25 protein-coding genes are annotated in these 24,451 nt (G+C 60.4%); 6 read left to right on the top strand and 19 right to left on the bottom strand.

Annotation, left to right across the window (positions count from 1 at the left end; translation table 11 throughout):
- Positions 1-60: 60 nt before the first annotated feature.
- The 10 genes from AC1DX3_RS20765 to AC1DX3_RS20720 form a co-directional block, all read right to left on the bottom strand.
- The gene (locus AC1DX3_RS20765) at positions 61-900 is read right to left on the bottom strand and encodes a gamma-glutamyl-gamma-aminobutyrate hydrolase family protein (RefSeq protein ID WP_476991252.1); all 840 of its coding nucleotides are present in this window, start codon (positions 898-900) and stop codon (positions 61-63) included.
- On the bottom strand, positions 900-2,033 hold the full coding sequence (locus AC1DX3_RS20760; protein ID WP_476991364.1) for an ABC transporter ATP-binding protein: 1,134 nt from the start codon (positions 2,031-2,033) through the stop codon (positions 900-902). Before AC1DX3_RS20760 ends, AC1DX3_RS20765 begins: the two co-directional genes overlap by 1 nt.
- 11 nt (positions 2,034-2,044) lie before the next feature.
- Positions 2,045-2,914 (bottom strand): ABC transporter permease, encoded by an 870-nt coding sequence (locus AC1DX3_RS20755; protein ID WP_476991251.1) that lies wholly within the window; start codon positions 2,912-2,914, stop codon positions 2,045-2,047.
- Positions 2,911-3,807, bottom strand: coding sequence for an ABC transporter permease (locus AC1DX3_RS20750; protein WP_476991250.1), 897 nt, complete (start codon positions 3,805-3,807; stop codon positions 2,911-2,913). Before AC1DX3_RS20750 ends, AC1DX3_RS20755 begins: the two co-directional genes overlap by 4 nt.
- Before the next feature lie 57 nt (positions 3,808-3,864).
- The gene (locus AC1DX3_RS20745) at positions 3,865-4,980 is read right to left on the bottom strand and encodes an ABC transporter substrate-binding protein (protein WP_476991249.1); all 1,116 of its coding nucleotides are present in this window, start codon (positions 4,978-4,980) and stop codon (positions 3,865-3,867) included.
- A 153-nt stretch (positions 4,981-5,133) separates the two neighbouring features.
- Positions 5,134-6,564 (bottom strand): glutamine synthetase family protein, encoded by a 1,431-nt coding sequence (locus tag AC1DX3_RS20740; protein ID WP_476991248.1) that lies wholly within the window; start codon positions 6,562-6,564, stop codon positions 5,134-5,136.
- Positions 6,561-7,904 carry an aspartate aminotransferase family protein gene (locus AC1DX3_RS20735; protein ID WP_476991247.1) on the bottom strand — a complete coding sequence of 448 codons (1,344 nt, stop codon included), beginning with the start codon at positions 7,902-7,904 and terminating at the stop codon, positions 6,561-6,563. Before AC1DX3_RS20735 ends, AC1DX3_RS20740 begins: the two co-directional genes overlap by 4 nt.
- Positions 7,901-9,352, bottom strand: a complete 1,452-nt coding sequence (locus tag AC1DX3_RS20730; protein ID WP_476991246.1) for an NAD-dependent succinate-semialdehyde dehydrogenase — start codon at positions 9,350-9,352, stop codon at positions 7,901-7,903. Before AC1DX3_RS20730 ends, AC1DX3_RS20735 begins: the two co-directional genes overlap by 4 nt.
- A 4-nt stretch (positions 9,353-9,356) precedes the next feature.
- The gene (locus AC1DX3_RS20725; RefSeq protein ID WP_476991245.1) at positions 9,357-10,877 is read right to left on the bottom strand and encodes an aldehyde dehydrogenase; all 1,521 of its coding nucleotides are present in this window, start codon (positions 10,875-10,877) and stop codon (positions 9,357-9,359) included.
- 89 nt (positions 10,878-10,966) lie between these two features.
- A complete protein-coding gene (locus AC1DX3_RS20720; RefSeq protein ID WP_476991244.1) occupies positions 10,967-11,677 on the bottom strand; it encodes a GntR family transcriptional regulator in 711 nt (236 codons plus the stop codon).
- Positions 11,678-11,798: 121 nt separating this feature from the next.
- Here AC1DX3_RS20720 and aptA point away from each other — a divergent pair, with 121 nt between their 5' ends.
- A complete protein-coding gene (gene aptA, locus AC1DX3_RS20715) occupies positions 11,799-13,109 on the top strand; it encodes an omega-aminotransferase AptA (protein ID WP_476991243.1) in 1,311 nt (436 codons plus the stop codon).
- A gap of 129 nt (positions 13,110-13,238) precedes the next feature.
- Here aptA and AC1DX3_RS20710 read toward each other — a convergent pair whose 3' ends face one another.
- Positions 13,239-13,532, bottom strand: a complete 294-nt coding sequence (locus tag AC1DX3_RS20710) for a hypothetical protein (protein ID WP_476991242.1) — start codon at positions 13,530-13,532, stop codon at positions 13,239-13,241.
- Between the two features lie 109 nt (positions 13,533-13,641).
- Between AC1DX3_RS20710 and AC1DX3_RS20705 the strand changes: the two genes are divergently transcribed.
- Positions 13,642-14,205, top strand: coding sequence for a hypothetical protein (locus tag AC1DX3_RS20705; protein WP_476991241.1), 564 nt, complete (start codon positions 13,642-13,644; stop codon positions 14,203-14,205).
- 43 nt (positions 14,206-14,248) lie between these two features.
- Here AC1DX3_RS20705 and AC1DX3_RS20700 read toward each other — a convergent pair whose 3' ends face one another.
- From AC1DX3_RS20700 to AC1DX3_RS20690, 3 genes are all read right to left on the bottom strand, one after another.
- On the bottom strand, positions 14,249-14,449 hold the full coding sequence (locus AC1DX3_RS20700; RefSeq protein ID WP_476991240.1) for a DUF3126 family protein: 201 nt from the start codon (positions 14,447-14,449) through the stop codon (positions 14,249-14,251).
- 272 nt (positions 14,450-14,721) lie between these two features.
- A complete protein-coding gene (gene cysE, locus AC1DX3_RS20695; RefSeq protein WP_476991239.1) occupies positions 14,722-15,549 on the bottom strand; it encodes a serine O-acetyltransferase in 828 nt (275 codons plus the stop codon).
- A 15-nt stretch (positions 15,550-15,564) separates the two neighbouring features.
- A complete protein-coding gene (locus AC1DX3_RS20690; RefSeq protein ID WP_476991238.1) occupies positions 15,565-16,194 on the bottom strand; it encodes an NUDIX domain-containing protein in 630 nt (209 codons plus the stop codon).
- 67 nt (positions 16,195-16,261) lie between these two features.
- Between AC1DX3_RS20690 and AC1DX3_RS20685 the strand changes: the two genes are divergently transcribed.
- Positions 16,262-16,882: a nitroreductase family protein gene (locus AC1DX3_RS20685; RefSeq protein WP_476991237.1), complete on the top strand. Its 621-nt coding sequence runs from the start codon at positions 16,262-16,264 to the stop codon at positions 16,880-16,882.
- 36 nt (positions 16,883-16,918) lie between these two features.
- Entirely contained in the window at positions 16,919-18,151 is a 1,233-nt protein-coding gene (locus AC1DX3_RS20680; protein WP_476991236.1) for a DUF1444 domain-containing protein, read from the top strand.
- A 21-nt stretch (positions 18,152-18,172) separates the two neighbouring features.
- Here the strand turns inward: AC1DX3_RS20680 and AC1DX3_RS20675 are convergent, their stop codons facing one another.
- Genes AC1DX3_RS20675 through queF form a run of 3 tightly spaced genes read right to left on the bottom strand, consistent with a single transcriptional unit; the run spans position 18,173 to position 19,605 of the window.
- The gene (locus AC1DX3_RS20675) at positions 18,173-18,664 is read right to left on the bottom strand and encodes a hypothetical protein (protein ID WP_476991235.1); all 492 of its coding nucleotides are present in this window, start codon (positions 18,662-18,664) and stop codon (positions 18,173-18,175) included.
- Positions 18,665-18,684: 20 nt separating this feature from the next.
- On the bottom strand, positions 18,685-19,140 hold the full coding sequence (locus tag AC1DX3_RS20670; RefSeq protein WP_476991234.1) for a hypothetical protein: 456 nt from the start codon (positions 19,138-19,140) through the stop codon (positions 18,685-18,687).
- 3 nt (positions 19,141-19,143) lie between these two features.
- Complete coding sequence (gene queF / locus AC1DX3_RS20665) at positions 19,144-19,605, bottom strand: preQ(1) synthase (protein ID WP_476991233.1); 462 nt, start codon at positions 19,603-19,605, stop codon at positions 19,144-19,146.
- 178 nt (positions 19,606-19,783) lie between these two features.
- Between queF and AC1DX3_RS20660 the strand changes: the two genes are divergently transcribed.
- Both AC1DX3_RS20660 and AC1DX3_RS20655 read left to right on the top strand, forming a co-directional pair.
- Positions 19,784-20,737 (top strand): NAD(P)H-dependent flavin oxidoreductase, encoded by a 954-nt coding sequence (locus tag AC1DX3_RS20660; RefSeq protein WP_476991232.1) that lies wholly within the window; start codon positions 19,784-19,786, stop codon positions 20,735-20,737.
- A gap of 5 nt (positions 20,738-20,742) precedes the next feature.
- A complete protein-coding gene (locus AC1DX3_RS20655; protein ID WP_476991231.1) occupies positions 20,743-21,432 on the top strand; it encodes a hypothetical protein in 690 nt (229 codons plus the stop codon).
- Positions 21,433-21,726: 294 nt separating this feature from the next.
- On the opposite strand, the gene metC is transcribed toward AC1DX3_RS20655, so the two are convergent.
- The gene (gene metC, locus AC1DX3_RS20650) at positions 21,727-22,893 is read right to left on the bottom strand and encodes a cystathionine beta-lyase (protein WP_476991230.1); all 1,167 of its coding nucleotides are present in this window, start codon (positions 22,891-22,893) and stop codon (positions 21,727-21,729) included.
- A gap of 82 nt (positions 22,894-22,975) precedes the next feature.
- Positions 22,976-24,373: a pyridoxal phosphate-dependent decarboxylase family protein gene (locus AC1DX3_RS20645; RefSeq protein ID WP_476991229.1), complete on the bottom strand. Its 1,398-nt coding sequence runs from the start codon at positions 24,371-24,373 to the stop codon at positions 22,976-22,978.
- Positions 24,374-24,451: the final 78 nt, after the last annotated feature.

Raw genomic sequence — 24,451 nt, 5'->3', positions numbered from 1 at the left:
CTCAAGATCAAAATTTGACGCCAATCTGCGGGAAAGTATCGCTTAAGTCAAATATTGTGATCACAATTTTGCGTGTGCTGTTTCCGCTCCCGGCGCCACCGTCTCGCCACGCAGAGCCTGCCCCATCAGATGAAAAAAGGTTTGACTGTCGGGATAGTCCTGACAGTTCCATTCCGGATGCCATTGCACAGCAAGGACCTGAGCGCCACTGATATTGGCGCTGAAGGCTTCCACCAGCCCGTCGGGCGCCACGGCCTCGACGGTCAGACCTTCGCCGAGGCGATCAATACCTTGATAGTGGACGGAATTGACGCGCAAGTGATCACGACTATAGGCCTGATTTAACCACCCGCCGCGCGTCAGTTCGACATCATGGTAATGCTCGAACATATCGCGGAAAGACGTGCCATCGGGAGCATGATGATCGATCCGATTACCGAGTTTTGAGTAAGACGCCTTTTCTTCACGCGAAGTGGGAGACACTTCGCTCGAAAAGGCTGGGGCTCTGCTCCCAAATCCCACATCCCGGCGCAATGACCCGCCCAGGACGACATTGATCTCCTGGAAACCGCGGCAGATGCCGAAGACCGGTTTGCCCATGGTCAGCATGGATTCGATCATGGCCAGTGAAACAGCGTCACGGCCTTCGTCGAACGGCCCCTCCCCGCCTTCGCTGCCGTAGAGGCCCGACTGGATATTGGACGGCGAGCCGGTCAGCATTAATCCGTCGAGACGACTTGTGACATCGGATGCCGAAAAGCCATCGGCCAGCGGCGGTATCAGCAGGGCCGTGCAATCGCCATAGGTCATGGCGGCGCGGACATAACGCTCCATGACGGCGTGGGCGTTTTCCTCGCCCACCGTCCGGTTGCACGCCATGATGCCGACGACGGGCTTCATCAGGACAGCAGGACCGCCGGCGAACAGGCGTGGAAAGACAGCCAGACCTTCTCCCCGACAACGAAGTCTTCCTGATCCCAACGCGTCAGATTGGGGCGCACGACCTTGATCAGCCGGCCGCCATTGATCTCGACTTCGTAATTGGTTTCAGAGCCGAGATAGACCATGTGCTTCACCTCGCCGGCGATGACATTATAGCCTTCCGGCGCGTCTTCGACCTTCGGCGGCTTGTCGGTGCGTTTGGCCAGCTCGATCTTCTCCGGCCGCACCGCCGCCCACACCGTCGTACCGGTGGCGCCGGTGACGCCGTGGTCGAGATAGACGGGACCGACCTCCTTGGTGGCGATGATGGCGTGGTCCGGTTCGTCGACATCGAGCGTGCCTTCGAACATGTTGACGCTGCCGATAAAGTCGGCGACGAAGCGCGAATTGGGAAATTCGTAGAGGTCCGATGGCGTCGCCACCTGTTGCAACAGACCTCGGTTCATGACGGCGCAGCGCGTCGCCATGGCCAGGGCTTCGTCCTGGTCATGGGTGACCATGATGAAGGTGATACCGACCTTTTGTTGCAGGCTGGTCAGTTCCGAGCGCATCTGGTCGCGCAGCTTGGCGTCCAGCGCCGACAACGGTTCATCCAGCAACAGGACGCGCGGCTTTTTGACCAAGGCGCGCGCCAGGGCGACACGTTGCCTCTGACCGCCGGAGAGCTGATCGGGCTTGCGCACGCCGTAACCGCCCAACTGCACGAGTTTCAGGGCTTCTTCTGCGCGGTCGCGGCGTTCCGAGGACGATACACCGTCCATCTTGAGGCCATAGGCGACATTGTCGAGCACAGTCATGTGCGGAAAGACGGCATAGGATTGGAACACCATATTCACCGGCCGCTGGTTCGGCGAAACCATCGACACGTCTTTGCCGTCGATCAGGACGTGGCCTTCGGTCGGCATCTCGAACCCGGCCAGCATGCGCAGGAGGGTCGTCTTGCCGCAGCCCGAGGGGCCGAGCAGGGAAAAGAATTCGCCTTCCATAATGTCGAGCGAAACATTGTCGACCGCCGCCACCTTGCCGAAGCGTTTGGTGACGTTCTGGAAGCTGATAATGGGTTTGGCGCCGGGCGCCGGGCTATCGGTCATTGTGCGCTCGTTCATTGCGGATCGCCGTGGCCGGCGGTCAGGGCGGAAGATCCCTGGAATTTCAGGGCGAGGAAGGTGAGCAGGACGGTGACCACGATCAATATGGTCGAGGCGGCATTGACTTCGGGCGTCACCGAGAAACGCACCATGGAATAGATCTTGACCGGGAAGGTGATGGTTTCCGGGCCGGCGGTAAAGAAGGTAATGACGAAGTCGTCGAGGCTGAGGGTAAAGGCCAGCAGCGCCCCGGCGATCAGGGACGGCTGGATGTGGGGGATGACGACGTCCATCATGGCGCGGTAGTCTGTGGCGCCCAAATCCTTGGCGGCCTCTTCGAGCTCACGGTTGAACGAGGCAAGGCGCGCCCGCACGACGACGGTGACGAAGGGGAAGGAAAAGGAGACGTGGGCGATGATGATCGAACCGAGATCCAACGGCCACGGCAAGCCGTGCGGCCACGGAAACACCTTGGCGAAGAAGACCAGCATGCCGACGCCCATGCAGATTTCCGGCACGACGATCGGGATGGCCAGGCCGGCATTGAAGGCCGTCTTGCCACCGAACCGGAACCGCCACAGGACCAGAGCGGCCATGGCGCCAATGACCACGGAAATCAGCGTGGAAAAGAAGGCGATGACCATGGAATTGGTGAAAGCCTGGATCAGGCTGTCGTCGGTCAGCGCTTTTTTGTAGTAGTCGAGCGTGAAGCCGCGCCAGACGATATTGCGCTTCGAATTGTTGAAACTGAAGACCATCAGGGTGATCAGCGGCGCGTAGAGGAACACCGTCACCATGATCAGCCAGGCGCGCAAGGGCCAGCGGCGCAGATATTCCAGCGGACCAGGCGGCGTCTTGCGAACTTTTGCGATAGCCTGGGTCATGCCGCCTTCCCCTTGTCATTGCGTTCGAGGAAGCCCTGCAAGGCGATGCCGATAAAGGTCATATAGACCAGGATAAACGACAGAGCGGCGCCAAACGGCCAGTTATTGGCGCGCTTGAATTGCGATTCGATGACATTGGCGATCATTTGCGAATCCGGCCCGCCCAACAGGTCGGGTGTCAGATAGGAGCCGAGCGCCGGGATGAAGGTGATCAAAATCCCGGACATAATCCCTGCCCCCGCCATCGGCACCACGACGTGCCACAGGGTCTGGATATGGCCGGCCCCAAGATCGAGCGAGGCCTCGAGCAGGGAGCGGTCCATGCGGTCGAGCGTCGAATAGAGCGGCAGGACCATGAAGGGCAGGTTGACGAAAACAAGCCCGAAAATGACGGCGAAATTGTTGTGCAGCAAGGCCATGGGCTGGAAATCCCCCATACTCCCGCCCGCCATCTTGTTGGCGATGTCGAACAGCCAATGATAGGTCATGTTGACGTAGCCCTCGGTCCGCAGGACGGCGATCAGGGCATAGGTGCGGATCAGCAGGTTGGTCCAAAACGGCAGCATGATCAGCAGGAGCAGCCACGACTTGGCCTTGTCGGGCGCGAAGGTGATAGCCAGGGCCACCGGAAAGCCGAGGACCAGGCAGAGGAAGGTCGTGATCGCGGCGATGACGATCGACTTCCAGAAGATGCCGAGATAGAGCGGCTCCAGGGTATGGGCGTAGTTCGACCAGGTACCGGTGAAGGCGATGTCGATCAGGCCGCGGTTTTCACCGAAGCTGTAGAGCCAGACAATGCCCAGTGGTATGAAGAAGAAAAAGACCAGCCAGAACAACGGCGCGCTGAGCAGGCCGAAGAACATGCCCTTCGCCTGTCGCCAACTTTGCTCCATATTCGCCCCTCCAGGAAGTAAAAACGCGCCGCGGGTCGTTCCCGCGGCGCGTTGGATTTAGGATGCTTTCACGGCCGTCATGGCTTCTTCGTAAAGCTGGGCTTTTTCGGGGCCTTCGAAGGCGGCGTATTCGCATTTGGCGAGCGCGGCCGCCGGCGGGAAGATGACCGGATTGTTCTTGTAGCTGTCAGGCATCAAGGCCTTGGCCGCGGCGTTCGGTGTCGGATAGAGGATGGTCTTGTAGATTTCGGCGCCGGCCTTGGCGTCCATCATATAGTTGATGAACTTGTGGGCATTGTCGGGACGCGGCGAATCCTTGGGGATACACCAGGTGTCGGAATTGAACTGGCTGCCTTCCTTGGGGATGACGAAGTCGAGATCGGCGTCTTCGGTCATGACCTGGGCGATGTCGCCATTATATTCGATGACGATATCGACTTCCTTGGACAGGAGCATGTCCTGGCCGTCGTCATTGTGGAAGGCGTGGACATTGGGCTTCTGCTTGATCAGCATGTCCTTGACCTGGTTGACCAGCTCCGGCGTGATGCCGTTGACGCTGTGGCCGAGATATTTGGCGCCGAGGCGGACCAGATCGCCCGATTCCGACAGGAGGGCGATCTTGCCCTTGTACAGGTTGGAATCGAAGACCCACTTCCATGAGTCGGGGATCTTGGAGCCGCCCATGTCCTTCATCTTCGACTTGCGATAACCGATCCCCAGCACCAGCCAGGTATAGGGCACCGACCACTTGCGGCCGGGGTCGTAATCGGGGTTCAGGAAGGCCGGATCGATATTGGCGAGGTTCGGCAGCTTGGCGTGGTCGAGCGGCAGCAGCAGGTCGGCCTGGCTGAGGCGCGTCACGAAATCGTTGGACGGCACGATGACGTCGAAGCCGGAATTGCCGGTCTTCATCTTGGCGAACAGTTCGTCATTGGTGGCGAACAGGCTCATACTGACGTCGATGCCCGAGGCGGCCTTGAAATCGGCCAGAGTGGTTTCGCCGATATAGGTGTCCCAGTTGTAAAAGTTGAGCGTGTTGCCTTCTGGCGCGGCTGACGATGCTCCGCCGGACGCGGCCGGCTTCGAGCATCCGGCCAAACCGCCGAAGCTGATACCGACGGCGGCGGCCCCCAGGGCCGTTAACAGCGAACGTCTTGATGTTCCTGAACTCATATGCCTGTCTCCTGTGGATAGGTGGCGGTGGCGCCCCGGAGTGTCAGAGGATAACGCCACGGCTCACCTGTCAATCCCAAATGTGATCACAAGCGCGCACCAGCGTTAATTTTTTCGCGCTTGCGGTATATCGATCCTCATACGGACCATCGATCAGGCGTTGCGGAGGTACCAGTCATAGTCGAGCTCGGTGATCTCCTCATAGAAACGCGCCTGTTCGGTGCGCTTGACCTTGACATACATGTCGACGAAACGGTCACCGAGATAGTCGCGCAGAACTTTGGACTTATCGAGATAGTCGACGGCGGCGAACCAGTTGGTCGGCAGGACGGCGCCGCTTTCGGCCGCCGCGGCATAGCCGTTACCGACGACCGCCGGCCCCGGATTGGTCTTGTGGGCGATGCCATGGTGGGCACAGGCCAGGATGGCGGCAAGGACAAGGTAAGGATTGGCGTCGGCGCCGGCGACGCGGTGTTCGACGTGACGGGTATGGGCCGGACCGGCCGTGACGCGCAAACTGACCGTGCGGTTATTAACACCCCAGGTCAGGCCGACCGGCGCATAGCTGTTATGCTTGAAGCGCTTGAAGCTGTTGGCGCCGGGCGCCAGTATGCCCATGCAGTCGGCCAGGTGGTCCTTCATGCCACCGATCATATTGTGCAACAATTTCGAGCCCTGGGGGTCGGCCGAGGCACAGAGATTGTTGCCGTCCTTGTCCGCCACCGAGATATGGACATGGAAACCCGAGCCGGCGCGGTCCGACCACGGCTTGGCCATGAAGGTGGCCTCGCAACCGAGCGCCAAGGCGACGCCCTTGGCCAGGCGTTTGTACATGACGGCGTCATCGGCCGCGCGCAGGGCATCAGGCTTATGTTTTAACGTCAGTTCAACCTGGCCCGGCGCGAACTCGGAGATGGCGCCTTCGAGCGGGATATTCTGCTCGTCGGCGGTTTCCCACAATGTGCGGAAAAAGGCGCCGTGGGCTTCGATTTCCGGCAATCCGTAGACCTGAATGCCTTTCGGATTTTCACCCGTGTTGAACGAAGTCGCCGGCATCAGTCCCCCGTCGTGGCCGCGTTCGATATCGACGAGATAATATTCCAGTTCGCAGGCGACGACGGGAGTCAAACCGTCCTTGGCATAGCGATCCAACACACGTTGCAACACATGACGGGGATCGAGATCATTGGGCGTGCCGTCCAGTTCGTAGAGCGACAACATGACCTGGCCGACATCGTCACCCAGCCATGGCGCGGGTACAAGCGTCCCCGGCACCGGGCGTGCGACACGGTCGGCGTCGCCGTCTTCCCACACGAGGCCCGTGTCTTCGCAGTCGGCGCCGAGCGTATCGACGACCAGGATCGAGCCCGGCAGGAAGCGACCATATTCATAGATCGGCAGCAGCTCGTGACGGCGCAGGCGCTTGCCGCGCGGCACGCCGGTCATCGAGGTGAAAAGGATTTCGAAATAGACGATATGCGGGTTGGCGTCGAGAAAGGCCTGAGCCTCTTCGACGGTGGCGACCCGCGGCGACGGCGGCAGGGAGCGATCCGATTTCGCCTGTGACTTGCCGAATGTGCTCATAATAATTCCCCTGCCAGCTCTTTAGCGAATGCCGCGACTGCCGCGACAAGCCGGTCGATGGCTTGTGATTCCGTTTGCGGTGAGATCAGCATCATATTGTGAAACGGCGCGATCAGCACGCCTTGATTGATCAGATAAAGATGAAAAGCTTCGAGGCGCTCATGATCCAGCACGCGCCGCATGGCTTCGGCGTCGCGTGGCGGTTCCGGCGCGAAGATCAGCTCGGCTCGGGCCCCGACATGAACGACGCACCACGGCAATTTATGGCGCGCGATAACGGCGCGCAAACCCTTCACCAAATGGTCTGTGCCAGCCAGCATATGGGCATAGGCGCTGTCGGTGATGAGCTCGGTCAGCATGGTGTGGATGGCGCGCACGACCAGGGCATTGCCGGAAAGCGTCGTGCCGATACCCGACTGGCCCTCGCCGGTTTCTGCCGCCGCGCTGTCCATGCGCGCGGCGGTCTCGGCGGTGACACCCCAAACGGCGGCGGGAATGCCGCCGGCGATGGCCTTGCCGACGACGAACATGTCGGGCTCCAGGCCGTGCAGGCCGGTATAGCCGGATGGCCCTGACGACAGGGTATGGGTTTCGTCCAGAGCTAGGAGGGTGCCGTGCTTTCGCGTCAGCTCGCGTAAGGCGGTATGGAAGCCGTCGTCCGGCAGGATCATGCCGCAATTGGTCATGACCGGCTCGGCCAGGACACAGGCGACATCGCCGTCTTTCAGCGCGGCTTCCAGGGCCGGTAGGTCATTGAACGGGACGATCTTGGTGTGCTCGGTGAGGTCGCGGACCTGGCCCAACAGGCCCTTCTTGTTGCGCGCTACGCCGTCGTAGAGAGCGACGAAACAGTCGTCGACCATGCCGTGATAGCAGCCGTCGAAGACCAGGATCTTGTCGCGTTTGGTGACGGCGCGCGCCCAGCGGATGACGGCGCGATTGGCGTCGGACGCGGTCGTCGCCACCTGCCATTGGTCCATGCCGAAGCGCGTTTTCAGCAGATCGCCGACCTCGACGGCCAAAGGCGTCGGCAGCATGAAACCGATGCCCTCCCCCATCTGGCTGGCAACGGCCTTGGCCAGTTCCGGCCGGGCATGGCCGAACATGGACGGCGTGTCGCCGAGGCAAAAATCGTCATAGGTCAGCCCGTCGACATCGCTCAAAGTCGCCCGTTTGGCAAATTTCACAAATATCGGAAATGGCGTCGCCCAGTCGCGCATCCAGTGCATAGGCACGCCGCCGCGCCATGCCAAAGCCTTGGTAGACAAGGCTTGGCTTTGCGGATGCGCCGCCGCAAATACTTCTCGCTGTTCGGAAATGAAGGTATGGAGCGTGGTCAAATGTCCCCCAGCCCGCCATAGGAGATGTATTTGACGCTGAGATATTCTTCGAGACCTTCGACAGCGCCTTCGCGGCCGATACCGGATTCCTTGACGCCGCCAAACGGCGTCACCTCGGTCGAGATCAGGCCGTCATTCATCCCCACCATGCCGTATTGCAGCTTGCTGGCGACGCGCATGGCGCGGCCGATATCGCGCGTATAGGCGTAGGCCGCCAGGCCGAACGGCGTGTCATTGGCCATCTGGATAGCTTCGGCCTCGGTTTCGAACTTGAACAAAGGCGCGACGGGACCGAAGATTTCCGTCGAGAAGATATCCATGTCGGCCGTGACATTGGTGAGCACGCTGCCCTGATAGAAGAGCGGCCCTTGCGCGTCGACATGACCGCCGACCTCGATATGGGCACCATGCTTGACCGCGTCCTCGACCAGGCCGACGACCTTGTCGATGGCCTTTTGGTTGATCAGGGGGCCCAACTGCGAATCCTCGAGCCAGCCAGGTTCCAACTTCATCGCCTTGACCTTGGCGACCAAGGCCGCGGCGAAGCGATCATAGATGCCGGCCTGGACCAGAATGCGGTTGGCACAGACGCAGGTCTGGCCCGAATTGCGATATTTCGACGCCATGACGCCTTCGATGGCGGCGTCGAGCTCGGCGTCGTCGAAGACGATGAACGGCGCATTGCCACCCAGTTCCATCGATACCTTTTTCATGGTGGGCGCACAGGCAGCGTAGAGGAACTTGCCGACCGGGGTCGAGCCGGTGAAAGACAGTTTCTTGACGCGCGGGTCCGAGGTCATGGCCTCGCCGACGTCCTTGGCATGGATCGAGGTGATGATCGACATGACACCTTCGGGAATGCCGGCCTGGCGCGCCAGGGTGTAGAGGGCGAGCGCCGACAAAGGCGTTTCTTCCGACGGTTTGATGACCACGGTGCAGCCGGCGGCCAGGGCCGGCGCCACCTTGCGGGTGATCATCGAAATCGGGAAGTTCCACGGTGTAATGGCGGCGCAGACACCGACCGGCTGCTTGATGGTTTGCAAGTGCTTGCCGGGCGCGGTGGCCGGGATGGTGCGGCCATAGGCGCGCTTGCCCTCTTCCGAAAACCATTCGAGGAACGACGCGCCATAGGCGACTTCGCCGCGGGTTTCCTTGATCGGCCTGCCCTGTTCCAGGGTGACCAGCATGGCCATGTCTTCGCTGTGGGCGAGGACGAGATCGTTCCATTTGCGCAGGATCTGGCAGCGCGCCTTGGCGGTCATGCCGGCCCAGGCGGCAAACGCTGCGTCGGCCGCGCCAATCGCGGCGGCGGTCTCGGCGGCCCCATGGGCGGCGACATAACACAGGACCGAGCCGTCAGCGGGATTGGTGACGGCGAAGCGATCCGCGGCGGCACCGTCGAAAATCAGCCCCGTAAGCAGGGTGCGTTGCGTAGTCGAAAGTTGCATGGTCTTAGGCCTTAAAGCTGATGGAGACCGCCTTGAGGTCCGCATATTTGTAGAGGGCGTGCAAGCTGCGATCGCGGCCAAAGCCCGATTGTTTGACGCCGCCGAACGGCGAGGTGATATCGCAGGCGTCCCAGCCATTGACCCACACCAGGCCGGCCTTCAGCGCCTTGGCGGCGCGCATGGCCTTACCGACATTGGCGGTCCATACGCCCGAAGCCAGGCCGTAGATGGTGTCGTTGGCGATGCGGTAGGCGTCCGCCTCGTCCTTGAAGGTCAGGACCGACAACACCGGGCCGAAAACCTCTTCCTGGGCCAGGACATTGTCGGGACCGATATTGTCGAGCAGGCTGGGCTGGACATAATAGCCGCCGCTGTCGGCACGGACACGCTCGCCGCCCATCAGCAGCCGGCCACCGCCGGCCTGGCCCTTTTCGATATAGTCGAGCGCCGTGTTCATCTGGCGCTCGGAGATCATGGCGCCGAACTGGGTGGCTGGATCGAAAGGATCGCCGACCTTGATGGTCTTGGCGACGGCGACGACCTTGGCGACAAAGGCGTCCTTGATCGACTCTTCGACCAGCAGGCGCGAGGCCGCTGTGCACACCTGACCCTGATTATAGAAGACGCCCCAGGCGGCATTGGCGGCGGCGCCGTCAAGGTCGTCGCTGTCGGCAAAGACGATCTGCGGCGACTTGCCGCCCAGTTCGAGCGAGACGCGCTTGAGGTTGCTGTCGGCCGAGGCGCGCATCAATTGCCGTCCGACCGGACCCGAGCCGGTAAAGGCGATCATGTCGACATCCATGTGTCGCGACAAAGCATCGCCCGCCTCGATGCCGAGGCCGGTGACCACGTTCCATACCCCGGCGGGCAGACCCGCTTCGAGGGCCAGTTGCGCCGTATAAAGCGCGGTCATGGATGATAGTTCCGCGGGTTTCAAAACGATGCTGTTGCCCATGGCGAGCGCCGGCGCCACCTTCCACATCGCCATGTGCAGCGGAAAATTCCACGGCACGATGGCGCCGATAACGCCGAGCGGCTCATGGGTGACATAGGACAGCCGGTCTTCCGGCGTCGGCGCCACCTCGCCATAGATCTTGTCGATGGCTTCGGCATAGTAGCGCGTGCTTTGGATGGAGAGCGGAATGTCGACATTGCGCGCGTCGCTGATTGGCTTGCCGGTGTCGAGGCTTTCCAGCAGGGCCAGGTTCTCGGCATGCGCTTCCATCAGGTCGGCCAGGCGATGCAGTATCTTTTTCTTGGCCTTGGGCGCCAGGGCGCGCCAGCGGCCGTCCTCGAAAGCCGCCCGCGCGGAGGCGACCGCGTCATCGACATCGGCGGCGTCGCAAGCCACGATCTTATTGATCAGCTTGCCGTCGCGCGACGAAAAATTATCGAAGGTCCGACCGGATTCCGAAGCCACTTCCCTGCCCTCGATGATGGCCATGGACGGCAGATCGAGCGCCTTGACGGATTTCAGGACGCCGGCCAGCGATTCGGATCGGTTTTGTGGAGACGACAACGGCATGGAGATGTCCTATATTGTGATCACAATTAGACACCGCCGCCCTTGACCAAGTCAAGAGCCACATCGCTCACGTCTGTGGTATCAGGACGTTATCCGCGCCGGCGGCGTTTGGGTTCCGGCTCGACCTGGGCCTTGAGTGCGTCCAGCATCAGTTCCATGCCTTCGTGGATATCGGCAGCCATCGAGCGGCGCACCGTTTCCGCATCGCCGGTCTCGAACGCCCGGATCATCTCCTGATGATAATCCTTGGGCAGATGCACCGTGCCGAGACGGCCGAAGACCACGCGCATGAACGGCCCGGCCTGCAACCACAGGGTCCGCGCCATGTCGTAAAACAAATCGGCGTCGGCCAGTTTGTAGATGGTGAAATGGAAGTCGTGATTGCCCTGCATATAGCCGGAAACATCGCCCGATTTCAGCGCCGCCATCAGCTTTTCGTCGTCATCGCGCAAGCGGCGGATGGTGTCCTTCGTCACATGCGGCGTGGCGAGGTAAGCCAGCTCCGGCTCGACCCACTGCCGCGCCGTCATCAATTGCAGCAGGCGGTGTTCGCTCAAGTGCGGCACGCGCAGGCGTTTGTTCGACGGTTGCAGTTCCAGCGCTTTTTCGGCGATCAGGCGGCGCACCGCCTCACGCACCGGCATGGGGGAGACGTTCAGGCTCTGGGCCAGGCTGCGCAAGGACACCGATTTCAACGGCGGAATCTGGCCCTGGATCAACGCTTCGCTTAGCGCCTCATAGACCTGGTCATGGATCTTGCCGTCGCCTTCGCCGGTCAGTGATTCCAGATTTGCCACCATTCTAACACGTCACCTGTAACTGGACTCATCAGCCCGATTGTTTTGGCCTCTTGCGTCATGTGAGCGCTTGTGATCACAGTATAGACGCATTATTCCCCAACGACAAAACACGAGTCCTTGTATGAACACGCCGAGCCTGGATAATTTCTGGATGCCATTTACGCCCAATCGCGCGTTCAAGGCAAAGCCAAAGCTGCTGGTGGCCGCGCGGGACATGCATTACACGTCGCACGACGGCCGTCAGATCCTCGACATGACGTCGGGCCTGTGGTGTGTCAATGCCGGCCACGGCCGCGCCAAGATCACCGAGGCGATCCAGAAACAGGCGGCGGAAATGGACTTCGCCCCGACCTTCAACATGTCGCACCCCCTGGCGTTCGAATTCGCCACCAAACTGGCGGGCATGTTGCCGGGCGACTTGAAACGCATCTTCTTCACCAATTCCGGCTCGGAATCGGCTGACACGGCGCTGAAGATTGCGCTCGCCTATCAACGGACGCGCGGTCACGGCACCAAGACGCGGCTGATCGGGCGTGAACGCGCCTATCACGGCGTCGGTTTCGGCGGCATTTCGGTCGGCGGTATGGTGCGCAACCGCATGTATTTCGGCAGTCTGCTGACCGGCGTCGACCATTTGCCGCATACCCACGACCCGAAGCTCAACGGCTTTTCCAAAGGTATTCCGGAACATGGCGCCGACCTGGCCGACAATCTAGAGCGGCTAGTGGCCTTGCATGATGCCTCGACGATCGCGGCCGTGATCGTCGAACCGGTGGCGGGCTCTACCGGCGTCCTCGTGCCGCCCAAGGGCTATCTGCAACGCCTGCGCGCCCTGTGCGACAAGCATGATATCCTGCTGATCTTCGACGAAGTCATTACCGGTTTCGGCCGATTGGGCGCGGCGTTCGGCGCCGACTATTTCGGTGTTCAACCCGATATTTTGTGCATGGCCAAGGGCATCACCAATGCCTGCGTGCCCATGGGCGCCGTCGCCTGCTCGACGCGCATCTACGATACCTTTATGCAGACCTCGGACACGCCGATCGAGCTGTTCCACGGCTATACCTATACCGGCCATCCCCTCGCCTGCGCCGCCGGCATCGCGACGCTCGATGTCTATGACGAAGAAGGTTTGTTCGCCCGCGCCAACGATCTGGCGCCCTATTGGCAGGAGGCGGTGCATTCGTTGCGCGACGCTAAGCATGTGATCGATATCCGCAATCTCGGCCTGATCGGCGGCATCGAGCTCGAATCAAGGCCGGGTGCGGCGACGGCGCGCGCCATGGAGGTGTTCGACGCTTGTTACGATCGTGGCTTATTGGTTCGGGTGACGGGAGATATCATCGCCCTGTCGCCGCCGCTGATCGTCGAAAAGGCCCAGATCGACCAGGCCGTGGATATCCTGCGCACGGCCTTGCAGGAAACGGCTTAGCATCAGTAAGGTTTCTCCACAGATTACACCGATTACGCAGATTTTTCAGAGCGTTATCGTTCCTCAACGATATTGCCAGGGATAGCGCGATGAAAAATCTGCATAATTTGCGGATAGATCTTCTTGCTTCTACCCGTGCCCAACCGCACCGAGATAGCCCGTCACATAGCCGGCGACCAGCATGAAGACCAGGAACACCCCGCAGCCCAGGACATAACCCTGGGCCGGTGACACCAAACGCCGGTTGATCAACAAGCCGCGGCCGGCGAAGACACCGAGAACACAGGCGAAACAGCCCCATGCCCAACGCGGCTCGCTGCCCAGCTGAGCGAAGCCTGCCCACACGAAACAGACCATCAGCAGCCAGTACAGGGCCACCGATATTACCTTGACCGAATGCCACATCGCTTGAAGAAAAATCATGTCGTTCCCTATCACAAGCCTTGGTCGGTCACCAACATGGGCTTAATCATATTGTGTCTTTATTTGCTTCTGCCTTGTATAAAGGCATTCTAACGACCAGGGCTGTTCCATGTTTAATTTCTCCCACCAGATCGATTCCATCAAAGCGACGATTATCGGCCTCACCCTCATCCTCGCCACCGCCATCATCGGCCTGATCTGGCTGAGCATCGGACTCTATTCCTTCGCCGTCCAACTTGTTGGACCGCTGTGGGGCCCCATGGCACTGGGGGTCTTATGCTTCCTGCCCCTGATCGTCTATGTCGCTGTCCGGGTCCTGAACCCCAAGGACAAGCGTTCGAAGCAACAGCGCATGTACGACGCGGCGTTTGCCAATACCTCGGTGGGCAGCGTCTCGCGCATGATCGAAACCATGTCGATGCACTCACCCTTCATGGCGGCCATCGTCGCCGTGGTCGGCGGCTTTATCGCCTCGCGCTTCCCCCAATTCCTGCAGATGTTTGCCGAACTGGTCACCGCCTATGGCGACGAACTGACCCGCCACAAGGCGCGCAAGGCCGAGGACAATGTCCGCAGGGCGCGCGACGAAGAACGCCGCGGATCCACCCCGCCGCCCCCCGATGTCGAGCCCGTCGTCAAGCGCCGCGGCAAGGCCAAGGTCGATATGTATTAGGCCTGAATCAAAAACCCCGCCGGACCGGCGGGGTTTTTCAGTTCTAAAGGTCTTCCTTCAGGATGGCCATTTCGAAAAGGTAGGAGCCTTCCTCGTCTTCGTCGACATAGACGACGCCGACAAATTCCTCGCCGATAAACACTTCGGCGGAATCCTTTTGCTTGCGGGGCTTGATCTCAAGGCCCTTGGTCTGAAAGGTTTTGAACAGATAGTCCTGCACCTTGGTGATTTCGCTGGGAGTCATGGCTGGCCTCTTGAGTTTCGCGGAGGTCTATCCACCTTTATCGCCCCCGGATTGGCCGGAAGTTTAAGCACAATTCAAAGGGCAAGGGGATAAACTTTATGTGTGGCGCCTCCATAAGGCCTGCGGCGCAAGGCCGCAAACCCTTATCCGGCTTATCCACACTGTTTAGCTCAAACAGCTGGGCGCCCCCGCCGATGGCTCCTCGCATCGGCTCGGGCGGGCGCTTGCCCGCTGCCAAGGGCGAATGAGTCAACGTCATTTTGCCCTTGGAATTAGATCGAATAGTCCATGTCGATGTCGGGCATGGTGTGATCCATCTGACGGGCCGGATCTTCGCAGGTCTTGCAATTGACCAGCCGCGCCGGGACGCCGGCGGCCGTGCAGTGGGCCGGCACTGGCTTCAACACCACCGAACCCGAAGCGATCTTGGCATAATCGCCGATGGTGATATTGCCGAGCACATTGGCGCCGGCGCCCAGGAGCACGCCCTTGCCGATCTTGGGGTGACGATCGCCGCGTTCGGCGCCGGTCCCGCCCAGAGTCACACCTTGCAGGATCGAGCAATCGTCGCCGACCACCGCGGTTTCACCGATAACGATGCCGGTGCCGTGGTCGAGGAAGACGCCCTTGCCGATTCGCGCCGCCGGATTGATGTCGATCTGGAAAAGCTCCGACACGCGGCTTTGCAGGAAGTGCGCCATGGTCTGACGGCCTTCGTGCCACAGGTGGTGCGACACGCGGTAGATTTGCAGGCTGAGGAAGCCCTTGAAGAACATGAAGGCCTGGAGATAGCCCTTGGCGGCCGGATCGCGCTCATAGACGGCCTGCAGATCGGCCTCGGCCGACTTCACCAAACTCGAATCGGCGGAATAAGCCTTGGTCACCATTTCACGCAAGGTCATGCCGCGCAGGGTATCGTCGCTCATCTTGCGGGCGATGTGATAGGAAAGCGCGCTGGCCAGGTCGTCGTGCGACAGGATGGTCGAATGCAGCAGCGACGCCAAGCCGGGCTCGGCCTGGATGGTGTCCGACGCTTCCTGACGCAGGTTGAGCCAGATCGGTTTGTCGTCTGGACTGATGACTTCGAAAACCTGTGCCATGCACCGCACTCCGCATTAGTTCTTCAGTATAGCATCTCGCAGATGCGGGAGCAATTCGCCTGTCATAGCCATATGGTAGACACGCAAGACCGCCGCAACGGTGAGGCCGTCGCGAATCTGACCTTTTGTCACGGCGTTCAACACCTCCATGAACGGCACGCGGGCATAATCGAAGACTTCGGTCTCGTCGGGCGCGCGTTCGCCCTGGCTCAGATCCGTGGCCAGATAGATGACGGCGACTTCATCGGTCACTGAATTGGACATGTCGAATTGCAGGATATCCTGCCAATTGGCGGCTTCCAGGCCGGTCTCCTCACGCAGTTCACGCTTGGCGCCATCGAGCGAATCCTCGCCATAGGGCACGCCGCCTTCGGGCATTTCCCAACTGAAAGTGCCGAGCGCAAAGCGCGATTGACCGACCAGCGACACCGTGCCGTCGTCGAATAACGGCAGGACGCCGACCGCCTTGTTGGCGAAGCGAACCACGCCATATTTCGCCGGATGACCGGTCGGCGCCAGGACGTCGCAGGTTTCGATGCGAATCCACGGGTTTTCGAACACCACCACATCCTGGCCGGTCCGCGTCCAGGTTTTGCGTTTGGCGGCGCGGTCGGCGTCGTCCCACGGCGGCAAATTGTCAGTCATTCAGTCACCTGTAGAATTGCAGTGCGCGATCTATATATTGGCACAGACTCATTGCGAAAGCCAAAACATGCCCCTCCCCGATTTCGACACCACGCCTATCGAATTTGGCCAGCCGGTCGAACAGAAACCGTCGGCTGAAGTACTCGACCGGCTGTTCCATCGCCGCAGCGCCCCGGCTCCGACCCTGGGCCTTCCGGCGCCGTCGGCCGAGGAGATGGACTTGCTGATCCAGATCGGCTTTCGCGTGCCCGATCACGGCAAGTTGGGGCCGTGGCGGATCGTGCGCTTTACGCCGGAGAGCAAGGCAGTATTGCTTGCCAAACTGCATGCCTTGGCTGAAAGCCGCGATGACAAGAAGGCGGTCGGCGCCCTGATGAAGATGTCGATCCCGCCGGAAGCCCTGCTGGTGATTTCCAGCCCGGTCTTTCCTTACAAGAAACCCTTGTGGGAGCAGCAGTTGTCGGCCGCCGCCGTGTGCCAGACCCTGTTGATCGCCGCCGGCGCCATGGGGTACGGCGCCAACTGGATCACCGATTGGTATAGCTATGACGACGAAGCCAAGGCAATCCTCGGTCTGACCGAAGGCGAAAATGTCGCCGGCTGGGTGTTTCTCGGCACGCCGTCGGAGCCGCCCCTGGAACGCGAACGGCCGGACTATGCGACGCGGGTCAGCTATTGGCAGGGCTAACTGGACGGTATATCGAGGTATCATGAGGGGGACGAAATGACGACAGGATCGATGACCACGGCGACGGACAAGGATAGCTTCGTCAAAGCCGTACTGGCGCGTTTCGCAGCGCGCGGATGGATGGACAAGCTCGATTACCGTGCCGACACCTTTTCGATCGATCTTGGCAAGGGCGGCACGGCCTTCCTCGACCATCTTTATCAGGACTGGCAGCACGCCCAAGACGACGCCGGGCGCGATCGCGTGGTGAACGCCCTGGTGACAATGGCCTTCGACACCGTAAAGCGCGGCGAAGCGAGCGGATTCGACGACGTCAAAGCCGACATCCTGCCGGCCATCCGTAATCGCGAATATATCGACGATCTTTGGATGACGATGCCGTCCCTGGGCAAGGATCTGGTGCAAAACGCCGAGCGTCCGTTTTGCGATAGTATGACGATTGTTTTGACGGTCAATGCCGCGGCCRGTATCGGCTCGGTCTTCAAGCCTCAGTTAACGGACTGGGGCAAAAGCTTTGATGACGTTCTGACGACGGCGATGTCGAACCTGCGGACGTTCAAAAAGGCCGATTTCCAAAAACACGACGACGGTTTCTTTTTTCTCAATTCCGAAGATTATTACGACCCGTCAGCCCTGCTGCTGCCCGAGTTTTTTGCCAATCTGACGGTGAAAGGTGACCCAGTGGCCGTGGCCGTATCGCGGACCCTGCTGCTTGTCACGGGATCGCAGGACATGGCGGCGCTGAAGGCCATGGCGGACCTGGCAGAGCAAACATTCAACGAAGACTCGCGGCCCATTTCGCTGGCGCCGATCATTCTTAGGAGCGGGAGTTGGCAGCCTTTTGCGCCGGTCGCCGGCAGCTATCCAATGGTCGATCGGCTACGCACGATCAACGCACTCCGTAATTATGGCAGCCAGCTTCAGGCCGTAAACAGCTATAACAAGTCAGTCGATCGCGAAGTCTATGTCGGGCAGTTGGAGGCGATCGAGATCGAACACGGCCTGATGACCTGGGCCAGTCTGGCCGACGGCATTGAGACCTGGTTGCCTGTCTGCGACGCCGTCATCATGGCGCCTGCCGATCTGAAAAATCCTTTTGTCCGGCGCTTCGAGGACGTCCTGGCGGTATGCGGCGATGTCGCGACCGTACCGGATACCTGGCCGCCGCTGTACATCTTCAAGACCGGCTTGTCGCACGAGCAGTCGGAGAGCCTGCGCAAGAGTTACAAGCCGCCGGAGGGTTTTCCTGAGATTGGGAAGCCGACTTAGCCCTCCCGACCCCTTGCCTATTTAAAATACCAGCGAAGCGTCCTGTTCGGCGCGCACCTTTTTCAACCAACGCCTGATTAAGGGCTGGACCACCAATACCGCTAAACCAACCGCCACGAAATACATGACGCCGGCCTGAATCCATACCGGTATGGACTGCCACGGAATCGCGGAGTAGCCGAAGCGTCCATTCAACTGAATGCTCAAGACGAACATGAAGGCGAAAGCCGCGAGGAACAGCGCGGCAATACCGGGAGGAAGCGGACGACGACGACTCCGATTTGACACTTCCAAGCCGATCCAGATCGGAATGGCGCTGGCGAGTTCGATCAGCGCCATGGGCAACCAAACCTCAACACCCGGAAAAAGCAGATTGGGTTTCAGTTCGTTGAAATGGAAGGTGGCGACAGCGAACACGAAGCCTGCGGCAATCGCGGCGATCGTCATGACGAAAGGCGTCATGACGATTCCGATGATCAGGCGGATCCACCATTTTTTCCATAATGCAGGCATCCATTCCCCCCGAAATACGGCTAAAAGACATCCGGTGCGAACTGCGAGGCCGTGCGTTTTCGGTGCCAAAGCCACCAGAAAGCGGCACCCGCAAGCAGTCCGGCGAGATTGGCAAGGCAATAACCGATCACCCACTGATCTTGCATGCCGCCCATGCTCTGTGCGATCACCGCTACACCCATTGCGAACCAGAAAACACCCAGGAACAACACGTAACTCCAGGCAGGAAAAGGCCTCTTCCTCAGCCATGCGGACAGTTCCACGATGAGCCACGCCGGCAGGACCAGACTTTGCGCCCACCAGACATTGGTCTTGACGATGGTCTGGCCGATGACTTCCAGCGTGCCGTCACCGGCCCAAAAGGCGCCCGTGGCAAAATGGAAAGCGAAAACAAACACGCTAGCGGCCGTGGCGGCCAAGGATGTGGCGATGACGACGAGGAGACGAACCAAGAGATTGTTCCACGTCACCGCCATGACCTATCCCCGCCCGCGATAGCTGGGGACGCCGAAGTCCGGGACATAGACGCCCTTCGGCGCTTCACTGGTCTGCCAGAAGACATCGATCGGAATGCCGCCGCGAGGATACCAAAAGCCGCCGATCCTGAGCCAGCGCGGTTCCAGCAAATCGCGCAGGCGCTTGGCGATATAGATGGTGCAGTCTTCGTGGAAGGCGCCGTGATTGCGAAATGACGTCATGAACATTTTCAACGACTTCGATTCGACCAGCCACTCGCCCGGGACATAGTCGATGACCAGGTGGGCAAAGTCGGGTTGGCCCGTCACCGGGCACAGCGAGGTAAATTCCGGCACGGTAAAGCGCGCGACATAGTCAACATCGCTGTGCGGATTTGCGACGCGTTCGAGAACGGACTGGGCGGGATCCTGGCTTTGGACGACGTGGCCGCCCAGTTGCGTCAGGTTATCGGTGTAATGGCTCATGGCCTGGATATAGACGGTTGGGAGCGCAGTTTCAACTTTACGTTCGCGTCAATTTCTGTGTAAGTTCGATGCAAAGATAAAAACTCCAAATGCGTTTATGCATTTGGCAAGGCCGAGTGGCCGCCCGAGCTTATGCGAGGAGCCGGGCGGCGCTTGAGCCGAAAAAAGAGGAAATCATATGGTCCCCGCCTCCATCGCCAAGAATCTTCGCTTCCCCGCCATTGCCGCGCCGATGTTCCTGGTCTCCGGGCCGGAGCTAGTCATAGCCACCTGTAAGGCCGGCATGATCGGTACCTTCCCTGCCCTCAATCAGCGCACCTCAGAAGGCTATGCCGAGTGGCTGGATGAGATCAAGGCGGCGCTGGGGCCGGATGACGCGGCCTACGGCGTCAACCTGATCGTTCACGGCACCAATACCCGGTTGATGGCGGACATCCAATTGACGGTGCAACACAAGGTGCCGTTGGTGATCACCAGCCTGGGCGCGGTCAAGGACGTGGTCGATGCCGTCCATTCCTACGGCGGCGTGGTCTTTCACGATATCATCAATGCCCGCCATGCCCGCAAGGCGATGGAGGCCGGGGTCGACGGCCTGATCCTGGTCTCGGCCGGCGCCGGCGGCCATGCCGGCAACCAGCATCCGTTCGCCCTGATCAACGAGATCCGCGAATTCTTCAATGGCACCATCATCCTGTCGGGCGCCATGTCGAAGGGCAGCGATGTCGCRGCCGCCTTGATGGCCGGCGCCGATCTCGGCTATCTCGGCACACGCTTTATCGCCACGACGGAGGCCCGCGCCGGCGACGATTACAAACAGATGCTCGTCGACACCACCGCCAAGGACATCACCTATACCGATGCCATTTCGGGCATTAACGCCAACTTCCTGACGCCGTCCCTGATCAATAACGGCCTGGACCCGGCCGCGGCCAAGGATCCGCACCACAAGATCGACATGGCCGAAGAACTGGATACCGAAGCCAAGGCCTGGAAAACCATTTGGTCGGCCGGTCACGGCGTCGGCTCGATCCATGACATAATACCGGTCGCCACCCTAGTCGAACGTCTACAAAATGAACTTACCGCAGCCGCCAAGAGCTTCGAGACAAAACGAAAAATCTATGATCTATAGCGCTTATGCGTGCCACATTCCTGCCTTTATTATTGTTGCCGCTCGCCACGCCGGTGGCGGCAGCCTCCGACCTGCCTTTGCCAGATCTGCATTTATCCGCGTCGGTCAACGCCTCGACCTCGACGGTCATTAACGGCATCGTCTTTAATCGCCCGCAATTCGGCGCCAATCTGGAAGGTCATCACGGCGACCTCCATTTCGGCGCCAATATCGCCTCGGCCTATTCCGGCGGCAATAACGGCACCGACCATCAGGACAAATATGTCGTCGCCTATGATCAACGGCTAAAACCGTTCAATCTCAAATATCAGGTCATGCTGAAAACCTATCCCGGCACGCGGGATGGCTTGAATGACCACGGTATCGACTATGCCGTGACAGCGTCGCACTCGGTCAAGGGCGTCAATTTCGGGCTGGGCCTCGACTATACCGACAAGGACTATTCGACGACGCGCAAGTCCTACGGCATCAACCTCTCGCTGGGCCACAGCTTCATGTCAAAACTGTCGGGCTGGCTCAGTGTATCTCATCACCATCAGTTCGGCAGCGTCGATTACACCAATACCAATATGGGTTTGTACTACCAGCTGTCCTCGAAGTTCGGCGTGGCGACCAGCCTCAATAACTGGCACGCCTATGCCGATTGGGCGCACGACCGGCCGACCTTGTCGATCTCGCTGAGCCGGAAGTTATAGGGGACACGGGGAAAGGTTCTGACCTGGGGCCGGCTCAAAGGAAGGTTTGAACACAGATAAGAAGGGATAAGAAGGCGATAAGAGGTCCGCTACCGCGGCCCTGCCGTCGCACCACCAACGCCAGCCTTCGACGCAAAGCGTCCGTCACGAATTGTCGAACCGACGCGATGCGTCAAAAAAGTGATGAACGATGTCGCATCGGGAACGCGGTAGCGTTCCTCTTATCGCCTTCTTATCCCTTCTTATCTGTGTTCAAATCTTTTTAAGACTGGCGCGACTCCGATCGCCCCGGACCTACGCGAAAACCGTGAAAGCCTGTTCGATATCGGCCTGGAGATCGCCGGCGTCTTCCAACCCGATATAGAAGCGGATCGCCGAGCCTTCAAGCTTCGTCGCCTCGCTGCCTTTCAGCTTGGGCCGTGCCTCGATCTGCGGCTCGCAATAGACGGCCAGAGATTCATAACCGCCCCAGCTGAAACCCAAACCGAACAAGGTCAGCTTGTTGAGGAAGGCCTGCGATTTGGCAGTATCCCCCCCTTTGAACAACACCATGAACAAGCCATTGGCCGCCGTGAAATCGCGGGCAAAGACATCGTGCCCCGGATGGCTTTCCAGACCCGGATGCAGCACCCTGGCGACTTCCGGGCGGGTTTCCAGCCATTGCGCTATGGCGAGCGCGCTGTCGCCGCTTTGCTTGAGGCGAAGATGCAGCGAGCGCAAACCACGCAGGCAGAGATAGCTTTCGTCGGCCGAGGTGAAGAAGCCCCACGCCTTGATGCAGTCGTAGATCTTCGTCGCCAGTTTCGGATCACTCACGCTGACCGAACCCATCAGGATATCCGAGTGCCCGCCGGCATATTTGGTCAGGGCCTGCATCGACATGTCGATGCCGTGCTCCAGCGGCTTGAACAGCACGCCGGCGCCATAGGTATTGTCGCACAGGGTCAGGATGCCGCGGGCCCTCGCCGCCCTGGCAATACCCGGCAGATCCTGGATATCGAAGGTCAGCGAGCCCGGGCTTTCGACATAGATCATTTTCGTCTGCGGCGTCGCCAAGGCGATAACCTCGTCGGCCGATAGCCGCGGATCGTAATAGCGCGTCGTCACGCCGTATTGCTTGAGCTGCGTTTCGACGAAGCGGCGCACCGGCTTATAGGCGGAATTGACGACCAGGATATCGTCGCCGGCCTTAAGACAGGCGAAGATCGGCACGGTCAGCGCCGCCAGGCCCGTCGGCAGGATAAAGGATTGCACCGCGCCTTCGAGTTCGGCCAGCAGGTTGCACAGGTCGCGCTGGGTCGACAGGCCGTCCGTGCCATAGGTCGGCTTGATGTCGTCATTGTAAAGGACTTCGGCGCTTTCCATCAGCACGGTCGAGCCGCGTTCGACGCCGGTATTGACCGGGCGGCGGCTATGCTGGCGGCCCAGGGTGGCGCTGGTCAGGCGGGTGCGTTCTTTCATGGTCGAGGCCTTTCAAATCCGCCCTTCTTCAACAGCGAAACGGCCGCCGTTGCAAGCCAGAAGAAGTTGCGCCAGCGATAAGTCAGGCTGCTTTGACCGCCCGCCACGCCGCGATGATGGCGTCAGCCGAGACATCGACATCGGCTTCGGTCGTCGCATGGCCGCTCAGCGACAGGCGGATGATCCACGCGCCCTGCCATTGCGCGCCGCCAACGAAACAAACGCCGTCCCGCTGGATGCGGGCAATGGCCTCTTTGGTCAGCCGGTCGGCCGTGGTGGTGTCGAGGTCGGTGCCCAGCCTTACCGCCACCTGGTTGAGCACGACATCATTCAGGATGGCGATGTCAGGCTCGGCCGCCAGGCGGGCGGCGAAGCGTTGCGCCAGGTCGCAGGCGCGCGTCACCATCTCGGCAATACCGTCGCGGCCGAGATGGCGGATCATCGCCCAGGTGGCGAAGCCCCTCGCCCGTCGCGACAGTTCCGGCACATAGTCCGAGGGGTTGCGCTCGTCGCCGTCCGAGGTCGGCAGATAGCTGGCGGCGATCTGCATGGCGCGGTGATGGGCGGTCTTGTCGCGGACGATGGCATAGCCACAGTCATAGGGAGTTTGCAGCCATTTATGGCCGTCAACCGCCCACGAATCGGCGCCGTCGACCCCAGCAGTCAGATGCCGGCGCGCCTTCGTCGCCCGCGCCCATAGCCCGAAGGCGCCATCGACATGAACCCACCCGCCCTTGGCATGAGCCATGGCCACGATGTCATTGAAGGGATCGAAGGCGCCGGTATTGATCTGGCCGGCCTGGGCAATGACGATCAACGGACCGGAGACCGCGTCCATAACGCGTTTAAAATCGCCGGCCAGCATGGCGCCGTTATCGTCGGTCGCCACGCGCACGACGCGCTTGAAACCCAGTCCGAGGAATTTCAACGCCGCGAAGACAGTCGAGTGCGCGTCGTCACCCATTACCACCGTAATGGCCGGCGCACCGAACAGGCCGTCGGCTTCGACATCCCAGCCGACACGGCGCAGGACTTCACCGCGCGCCGCGGCCAGGCAGGTGAAATTGGCCATGGTGGCGCCGGTGACGAAACCGACAGACGACTCACGCGGCAGGTCCATCAGCTCAAGCAGCGCTTGGGCCGACGCCTCTTCCGCCGCCGCCGAGGCCGGCCCGGCAAGATGATTGCCGGCATTCTGCCCCCAGATCGCCGTCAGCCAGTCGGCAGCCATGCCGACCGGGTGGCTGGCGCCGATCACCCAGCCAAAAAAACGCGGGCCTGTCATGGCGGCGAGACCCGGTTCGGCGCGTTGGCGTAAAGCGTCGATCACCGTCGCGCCGTCCTCGCCATCCAGCGGCAGATCGAACGCCGCCAGGGCCTCGGCATAGGTTTGCATCGGCCGGTGCGGACGGCGGGCATCGCCTTCGCGGCGAATAACGGCGTAGTCGGCGATATCCGATAAAACGGCGTGCAAATCCATGATGCCTCTCCCTGCTCTTCACCTGTTCAAACGCGAAACGCCGGTTCTGACAAGTCGCGAAAGTGTAGCGGATCGTTT

This window comes from Asticcacaulis sp. P2_B1, from assembly GCF_056404915.1.
Note: the sequence above shows the minus strand (reverse complement) of the source record. Positions and strands in the feature narration are given on the sequence as shown.

Excerpts from the sequence above, each read along its gene's own strand:
- AC1DX3_RS20765 (WP_476991252.1), bottom strand. The coding sequence starts at position 900 with ATGAAGCCCGTCGTCGGCATCATGGCGTGCAACCGGACGGTGGGCGAG.
- AC1DX3_RS20760 (WP_476991364.1), bottom strand. The coding sequence starts at position 2,033 with ATGACCGATAGCCCGGCGCCCGGCGCCAAACCCATTATCAGCTTCCAG.
- AC1DX3_RS20755 (WP_476991251.1), bottom strand. The coding sequence starts at position 2,914 with ATGACCCAGGCTATCGCAAAAGTTCGCAAGACGCCGCCTGGTCCGCTG.
- AC1DX3_RS20750 (WP_476991250.1), bottom strand. The coding sequence starts at position 3,807 with ATGGAGCAAAGTTGGCGACAGGCGAAGGGCATGTTCTTCGGCCTGCTC.
- AC1DX3_RS20745 (WP_476991249.1), bottom strand. The coding sequence starts at position 4,980 with ATGAGTTCAGGAACATCAAGACGTTCGCTGTTAACGGCCCTGGGGGCC.
- AC1DX3_RS20740 (WP_476991248.1), bottom strand. The coding sequence starts at position 6,564 with ATGAGCACATTCGGCAAGTCACAGGCGAAATCGGATCGCTCCCTGCCG.
- AC1DX3_RS20730 (WP_476991246.1), bottom strand. The coding sequence starts at position 9,352 with ATGCAACTTTCGACTACGCAACGCACCCTGCTTACGGGGCTGATTTTC.
- AC1DX3_RS20725 (WP_476991245.1), bottom strand. The coding sequence starts at position 10,877 with ATGCCGTTGTCGTCTCCACAAAACCGATCCGAATCGCTGGCCGGCGTC.
- AC1DX3_RS20720 (WP_476991244.1), bottom strand. The coding sequence starts at position 11,677 with ATGGTGGCAAATCTGGAATCACTGACCGGCGAAGGCGACGGCAAGATC.
- aptA (WP_476991243.1), top strand. The coding sequence starts at position 11,799 with ATGAACACGCCGAGCCTGGATAATTTCTGGATGCCATTTACGCCCAAT.
- AC1DX3_RS20710 (WP_476991242.1), bottom strand. The coding sequence starts at position 13,532 with ATGATTTTTCTTCAAGCGATGTGGCATTCGGTCAAGGTAATATCGGTG.
- AC1DX3_RS20705 (WP_476991241.1), top strand. The coding sequence starts at position 13,642 with ATGTTTAATTTCTCCCACCAGATCGATTCCATCAAAGCGACGATTATC.
- AC1DX3_RS20700 (WP_476991240.1), bottom strand. The coding sequence starts at position 14,449 with ATGACTCCCAGCGAAATCACCAAGGTGCAGGACTATCTGTTCAAAACC.
- cysE (WP_476991239.1), bottom strand. The coding sequence starts at position 15,549 with ATGGCACAGGTTTTCGAAGTCATCAGTCCAGACGACAAACCGATCTGG.
- AC1DX3_RS20690 (WP_476991238.1), bottom strand. The coding sequence starts at position 16,194 with ATGACTGACAATTTGCCGCCGTGGGACGACGCCGACCGCGCCGCCAAA.
- AC1DX3_RS20685 (WP_476991237.1), top strand. The coding sequence starts at position 16,262 with ATGCCCCTCCCCGATTTCGACACCACGCCTATCGAATTTGGCCAGCCG.
- AC1DX3_RS20675 (WP_476991235.1), bottom strand. The coding sequence starts at position 18,664 with ATGCCTGCATTATGGAAAAAATGGTGGATCCGCCTGATCATCGGAATC.
- AC1DX3_RS20670 (WP_476991234.1), bottom strand. The coding sequence starts at position 19,140 with ATGGCGGTGACGTGGAACAATCTCTTGGTTCGTCTCCTCGTCGTCATC.
- queF (WP_476991233.1), bottom strand. The coding sequence starts at position 19,605 with ATGAGCCATTACACCGATAACCTGACGCAACTGGGCGGCCACGTCGTC.
- AC1DX3_RS20655 (WP_476991231.1), top strand. The coding sequence starts at position 20,743 with ATGCGTGCCACATTCCTGCCTTTATTATTGTTGCCGCTCGCCACGCCG.
- metC (WP_476991230.1), bottom strand. The coding sequence starts at position 22,893 with ATGAAAGAACGCACCCGCCTGACCAGCGCCACCCTGGGCCGCCAGCAT.
- AC1DX3_RS20645 (WP_476991229.1), bottom strand. The coding sequence starts at position 24,373 with ATGGATTTGCACGCCGTTTTATCGGATATCGCCGACTACGCCGTTATT.